Annotated in this window: 7 protein-coding genes and 1 pseudogene; 4 read left to right on the forward strand and 4 right to left on the reverse strand. The window is 64.0% G+C overall.

The features are described 5' to 3' along the window. Positions 1 to 193 (forward strand): hypothetical protein (locus JHD07_RS32010; protein ID WP_291629411.1); only part of this gene is annotated, 193 nt, incomplete at its 5' end. 396 nt (positions 194 to 589) lie between these two features. Here JHD07_RS32010 and JHD07_RS32015 read toward each other — a convergent pair. Beyond that, positions 590 to 871, reverse strand: a complete 282-nt coding sequence (locus tag JHD07_RS32015) for a hypothetical protein (protein ID WP_291629413.1) — start codon at positions 869 to 871, stop codon at positions 590 to 592. Positions 872 to 1015: 144 nt separating this feature from the next. Then, positions 1016 to 1533, reverse strand: a pseudogene (locus JHD07_RS32020) (glutathione transferase GstA); the annotation flags it as partial. 119 nt (positions 1534 to 1652) lie between these two features. Here JHD07_RS32020 and JHD07_RS32025 point away from each other — a divergent pair. The 3 genes from JHD07_RS32025 to JHD07_RS32035 all read left to right on the forward strand — a co-directional run bounded on the left by JHD07_RS32025 (position 1653) and on the right by JHD07_RS32035 (position 4317). Next, positions 1653 to 2147: a MarR family winged helix-turn-helix transcriptional regulator gene (locus JHD07_RS32025; protein ID WP_291629415.1), complete on the forward strand. Its 495-nt coding sequence runs from the start codon at positions 1653 to 1655 to the stop codon at positions 2145 to 2147. 97 nt (positions 2148 to 2244) lie between these two features. Next, the gene (locus JHD07_RS32030) at positions 2245 to 3615 is read left to right on the forward strand and encodes a glutamate--cysteine ligase (RefSeq protein ID WP_291629417.1); all 1371 of its coding nucleotides are present in this window, start codon (positions 2245 to 2247) and stop codon (positions 3613 to 3615) included. A gap of 111 nt (positions 3616 to 3726) precedes the next feature. Further along, positions 3727 to 4317: a PAN domain-containing protein gene (locus JHD07_RS32035; RefSeq protein WP_291629419.1), complete on the forward strand. Its 591-nt coding sequence runs from the start codon at positions 3727 to 3729 to the stop codon at positions 4315 to 4317. A gap of 93 nt (positions 4318 to 4410) precedes the next feature. On the opposite strand, the gene JHD07_RS32040 is transcribed toward JHD07_RS32035, so the two are convergent. Continuing rightward, positions 4411 to 4977: a nucleotidyltransferase family protein gene (locus JHD07_RS32040; RefSeq protein WP_291629421.1), complete on the reverse strand. Its 567-nt coding sequence runs from the start codon at positions 4975 to 4977 to the stop codon at positions 4411 to 4413. 16 nt (positions 4978 to 4993) lie between these two features. Then, a partial coding sequence (lepB, locus tag JHD07_RS32045) for a signal peptidase I (protein WP_291629423.1) occupies positions 4994 to 5235 on the reverse strand: 242 nt, incomplete at its 5' end.

The following is a 5235-nucleotide window of genomic DNA, read 5'->3' on the forward strand; positions in this document are numbered from 1 at the left end:
CGGCTTCGCGCCGTTCACCGGCGGCACGCTGTCCTACATCGACTTCATGGGCACGAAGAAGTTCGTCGAGCTCTGCCGCAAGCTCGAAGCCAAGTACGGCTCGCGCTTCACGCCGCCGAAGCTGCTGGAGGAGATGGCTGCGAAGGGCGAGACCTTCTACGGCCGCTTCGCGCCGAAGAAGGCGGCGGCTTAGCGGCATCCATTCGGACCGCCCGACAACAGGAGAGGCCGGATCGTCGATCCGGCCTTTTTTCGTGGCGTTCAACGCGAGGCGATAAGCGTCCGTTGCGGCCTGTCGCGTCTGTTGATGTCCGTGCCACGCCAGCGCGGTCCTCGTCGGCGTTGCGGGCACGATCACTCCGCATGGCACCCCTCTTGCTGATCAGTTCGTGAAGGCAATCATTAGCAATGAAGGTGTCCTGTGATGATCCGCACGATGTTTCAAGATGGCGCAGCCGGTGTTGCGTTGAGACATTCTCCGCTGTTGCTGCTCGGTCGTCGGTGGCCGCGTCGCAAGGTCCTCCGGCGGCGCAGAAAGATTCCCTCGTGGGTTGGTGTGGCGCTACTCGTTTTCGTAGCCGATATCGCGCTAGCCGTGCTCGCCTGGCTTGCCGTCGACGTCATCCTGCACTGAGAAGCCACCGCGCTGCATGTAGAACGCCCCCGCCACGTAAGCGATCTGGCCGAGCACCAGGCAGCCGACCACGATCGAAATGCCCGTCCAAGATCCGAAGTCCGCGGTCTGCAGAACGATTGCTGCCAGGATCGCGGTGATCGGCGAAACGAGCGCCATGGCCCACACCCTCAAGAAGAGCCCCGTCGTCAGTCCGGCGATTCCGCTTGCGAGAAAGAGGAGTAGTGCGGTGGTCACGGTGACTTCCCAATTCAGCATTCCGCGACCGAGGTTGAGGCAACTGGATTGTTCTCACAAGGATGGTGACGTCCGCGGACCTGCCAAGGCGGAGTTATTGTTAATCCGGACAATGCTTCTAAAATTGTTCGTTGCGTTAGAGCGTTCCCGGATCAACGCCTCCCGCACCTGCGGCCACGGCGCGACGCGGGCCTTGTCGGCGGCAAGGTTCGGGATCGCCGAGAGGTCGAACTTCATGCCGTCACTCTAGGTCGTCGTCGTGAAGAGATCGCCGGCGGCAATCGTGGATGCGATCCCCGAGAAGGCCTGAGCTTCGTCATTCAAGCCGGCGCGCACAGGGGCAAAACTCTTGTGCAGCTCGGAGGTGAGAAATTCAGCCGCTCCAACGCATGTAGCGCTCGGAACCGCCGCGGGCCGGAGCGGGCGCCTTGCGTGAAGCCTGGTCGGCGATCGTCTGGACAATCACCGGGCCTTCGGTCACGATCTCGGGCTGTCGGGGCCCATCGCGGGGTCCTGCCCCTCGGGCCTGAGCTTCAGATCATCCTCACCCTTTTCGAGCTTCTTGGCCCCGGATATCGATCTTGACCAAGCTCATAGGGCAGACTGGCCTCCAAGAGCACGATGGGAGGGCACCGGGCAAACCGTACCGTTTCGGGGAATATCCTTCGCCTGACGCTTGGTTCGGCCGAAAGAACGACTACATGCACCTGCTTGAAATAGTCAAGATTGATGCACCTGCATCAAATGAGGTAAGAGACGGGCGACGAGCTTGAGCGGGACCATGAAACGCAAACCATCGACCGAGGCAACAGCCGCCTGGATCCGCCTGATGCGGGTGCAGAGCCGGGTGCTCGATTGCGTCGAGCAGGATTTGAAGAAGGCGGGCTTCCCGCCGCTGGCCTGGTATGACGCGTTGCTGGAATTGTCGCGCGCGCCGTCGGGCGAGCTGCGGCCGGTCGAGCTCGAGCGGCAGATGCTGATCCCGCAATATTCCACCTCGCGGCTGATCGACCGCCTAGTCGACGAGGGCCTCGCATCGCGGCGTGAATGCAAGATCGACAAGCGCGGCCAGTTCGTCGAGATCACGGAAGCCGGCCGCGAGCTGCAGAAGCGTATGTGGGGCGCCTATTCGGCCGCGATCGAGAAATATGTCGGTTCGAAACTGTCGGATGCCGACGCCGTCAAGCTCTGCGGCCTGCTGGACCGCCTGGGCTGCTCGTGCGGCGAGATGAAACTGCCGCCGGCGGCCGCGAGCGAAAGCATGCCGTCGCGATGATCGCGCGGCAAACCCCCTTCGTCCCGCAACCGGTCGGTTCGCGGGCCGTCCCTGTCACCCGCGCGTTCGGTCGAAGCGCTTTTGATTAGAGTTTGATATGGCGCGAGACCAGATCGATATGACGCCGCTGCAGTCACGCGACGAGCTCGTCGCGTGGTTCGAGGCCGGCTGCAAGGACCCGTCCGAATTCCGCATGGGCACCGAGCACGAGAAGACGCCGTTAACGCTCGAAGGCCACCGTCCGGTGCCTTACGAGGGCGCACGCGGCATCGGCGCGCTGCTCGAAGGCATGAAGCTCCTGCTCGGCTGGGAACCGATCATGGAGAAGGGCAACATCATCGGCCTTCACGACGTCACCGGCGGGGGCGCGATCTCGCTCGAGCCCGGCGGACAGTTCGAGCTGTCCGGCGCGCCGGTCGAGAACGTGCATCAGACCCAGAGCGAGCTGATGGCGCATCTTGCCCAGGTGCGCGAGATCGCGACCCCGCTCGGCATCGGCTTCCTCGGCCTCGGCATGACGCCGTCCTGGTCGCGCGCCGACATCCCGATGATGCCCAAGGGCCGCTACAAGATCATGACCAATTACATGCCGAAGGTCGGCCAATACGGCCTCGACATGATGTACCGGACCTGCACGGTGCAGACCAATCTCGACTTCTCCTCCGAAGCCGACATGGTCAAGAAGCTGCGCGTCTCGCTCGCGCTGCAGCCGGTCGCGACCGCGCTGTTTGCCAATTCGCCGTTCACCGAGGGCAGGCCGAACGGCTTTCTCTCCTTCCGGTCCGAAATATGGCGCGACACCGACAATGCCCGTTCGGGCATGATGCCCTGGGCGTTCGAGGACGGTATGGGATTCGAGCGCTATGTCGACTACGCGCTCGACGTGCCCATGTATTTCGTCAAGCGCGGCGAGGATTACATCGACGTGTCGGGCTCTTCGTTCCGTGCCTTCTTCGACGGCCGCAACAATAACCTCCCCGGCGAGCGTCCGACGCTGTCGGACTGGGCCAATCATCTCTCGACGATCTTCCCGGAAGTGCGGCTCAAGCGCTATCTGGAGATGCGCGGCTCCGACGGCGGCCCGTGGGGGCGCTTGCCGGCGCTGCCGGCGTTCTGGGTCGGTCTGCTCTATGACGATGCTTCGCTCGACGCCGCCTGGGACCTCGTGAAGCACTGGACGGCGCATGAGCGTCAGGCCTTGCGCGATGACGTGCCGCGCCTCGGCTTCAAGGCCCGAATCAAGGACCGCTATCTGTTCGAGATCGCGAAGGAGTGCCTGGTCCTGGCACATGCCGGCCTGCGCCGGCGCGGCCGGATCGATCAGCTCGGCCGCGACGAGACCCGGCACCTCGAGGCGCTCGACCGCATCATCGATTCCGGTCGGACCCCGGCCGAGGAGATGCTCGAAAAATTCAATGGTCCCTGGAAGGGCTCGGTGGAACCGGCCTACGTGGAATACGCATTCTAGATCGGTAAGCCGATCGGGCATTTGAGCCGTTCATCGCCCATACAGGTTTGCGGCGATCAAATGACCGGCTGACAAAACCTGAGCGCCGTCAATAACTCGAAAGCTGTTCCGATGGGGAAGTGCCGCCTGTCCGGGGCCGTCATGGCAGAGGCCCTGGCAAAGGTCCTGGCAAGCGTCTTGGCATGTGCCACGCTGCTTTCGCTCGCACTTGCGAGCGTGCCGGCGCGCGCCCAGACCGCATTCGACCGGCCCGGCGGCGATTATTTCAGCGCGCCGGTCGCATCGGGCGATCCGGAGGACTGCGCGCTGCTGTGCGAGCGCGACCGCCGCTGCCGCTCCTGGAGCTTCAGCTATCCCGACGTCGAGGGCGGCTCGGCGGTCTGCTGGCTGAAGAACACCGTGCCGTCACGCGTGCCGGGGAGTTGCTGTATCTCCGGGGTGCGCGGCGCCGGCGTGATCGAGCCGCGCGTGGAGGGGGTCGAGACTTCGATCGACCGCCCCGGTGGTGATTTGCGCAATTTCGAACTGAAGGAGGGGGAAGGCGTGGAGGCCTGCAAGGCCGCCTGCACCGCCGACAACAAATGCCGCGCCTTCACCTATGCCCGCCCGGGCTACACCGGCCGCGAGGCGCGCTGCTACCTGAAAAAGGAAATCAAGCCGCCGCGAAGAAAGGCGGGGTTTACATCGGGCGTGGTGCGGTAGGGGTGGGCAAAGGCGCCTTGCGCCGTGCCCACGATCTTCCGATGCGGCGACAAGCGCGTGGGCACACTACGCTTTGCCTACCCTACGAGATTCTCACTCGGCCGCAATCACCGTGATCTCCGGCCAAAGCATCTTCCATCGCGCCGCCTTCGCCGCGTAATTCGCCACTGAGAAATTGAGCGCCCGGTTGGGCCGCACGATCAGCGCTGCAATGTCGTCCAACCCGTGCGGTGCATAGATCTCATGGCCATTGCCGGCGCGCCTCACCCCGACTTGCGTGTTCTCGGTGAGGAAGCGATCTATGCCGTCCGTCGAGCGCATCAATGGCGGATAGGGCAGGCCGTGCTTGTCGGGATACCACAGATGTACGCGCGCCTGATTGCGGATCTCGACCTTGGCGCCAAGGTTCTCCAGCCGCGCATGCAGCTTGCGGATCACCGCATCCTCCGCCTCCCAGGACGTATCGGGATCGAAATAGAACACGTCGTAGTCGGCGATGCCGTGATCGACGGCGCGGCTGGTGAGCACGTTCCACACCGTCTGCACCAGGCAGCCTGCGACCAGCCAGGCGTCCGGCAGCGCGAGGCGACGAAGTTCGTCGACGATCGCTGCGTTGACCGGATTGCGCAGAGCGAGAGCCAGGAATTCGTCACGGTTCATCGCGCGATGAGGAGACTCAATGCACGGCGGTGAAGAACCGTCCGAGCCGGAAACCGGAGAGCCACGTGTAGACCGGCTGGCTGCGCATGCCGAGATCCCAGGAGCCGACCACCGCATCCGCACGGCCGATCAGATTGTCGATCGGCAGCAGGCCGACACCCCCGGAGCGCAGCGGCACGCGGCTGTCGGCGGAATTGTCGCGGTTGTCGCCGAGCACGAACAAATGGCCGGCCGGCACGGTCACCTCGGGCGTGTTGT

The organism is Bradyrhizobium sp., assembly GCF_016462955.1.
Taxonomy (GTDB): Bacteria; Pseudomonadota; Alphaproteobacteria; order Rhizobiales; family Xanthobacteraceae; genus Bradyrhizobium.